The organism is Geminicoccus flavidas, from assembly GCF_009806515.1.
Lineage (GTDB): Bacteria > Pseudomonadota > Alphaproteobacteria > Geminicoccales > Geminicoccaceae > Geminicoccus > Geminicoccus flavidus.
Genome location: NZ_WUJP01000612.1, coordinates 1 through 880, shown reverse-complemented (window position 1 = coordinate 880; position 880 = coordinate 1). Strand labels below are relative to the sequence as shown.

Annotated in this window: 1 protein-coding gene; it reads right to left on the bottom strand. The window is 71.6% G+C overall.

The annotated features are described in order from the left end of the window. On the bottom strand, nucleotides 1-880 hold an 880-nt coding region (locus tag EQG76_RS17290), incomplete at both ends, for a sensor histidine kinase NtrY-like (RefSeq protein WP_159715638.1).

Genomic DNA, 880 nt, shown 5'->3' with positions numbered 1-880 from the left:
ACCCAGCCCTGGATCCGCCCCTCCTCCTCCTGTACCGCGGCCCGGACGAGCAGGGTGCGATGGGTGACGCCGCGTGCCACCACGAGCTGCTGCTCAGCGAAGCCCCGGCGCCCGTCGATGGTCCGGTCGATTAGGGGCGACAGTTCGGGCAGGAGCTCGTCCAGCGGCCGGCCGATGATGGCCCCCGGATCCATCTCCAGGAAGCGCACGGCGGAGCGGTTCGGCAGCGCCACCCGGCGCCGGCTGTCCAGGCCCAGCACGCCGGCGGTCACGCCCCGCAGCACCGCCTCGGTGAACCGACGGCGCTGGTCGAGCTGCTGGTTGGCATCCACCAGCTCGCGGCGCTGCGAGGCAAGCTGCTGGGTCATCCGGTTGAAGGCGCGGGCGAGCGAGGCGATCTCCTCGAAGTCGATGCGCTCCTCGACCCGGGCATTCAGGTCGCCGGTGCTGACCCGGTCCGCCGCGGTGATGAGCTGGCCCAGCGGCACCCCTAAGCGCGTAGCGAAGTAGAGCCCGGCCCAGACGGCGGCCAGCAGCATGATCAGCGCCACCACGCCGAACAGGATCAGGGAGAGGATCTGGATGCGCGAGCGCTCGGCGGCAGCGGCCTCGTAGTCGCTCACGCCGGCCTGGGTCCGTTCCAGCAGGTTCAGGACGCTGGGATCGACGAAGCGGCCGACGAACAGATAGGCGCCGCCGAAGCCATCCAGGCGGACCAGGGCCCGGACCCGGTCGTCGGTATCCGCGGTCAGCGTCACCACCTCGCCGGCGGCGGCGCGCTCCAGGTCGGCGGGCTCGATGCTGCCGATGTCCATGGAGAAGGCCAGCTCGCTGCGCGCCAGCACGGCACCGGTGGTGTCGAACACCACCGCCTCGGTGA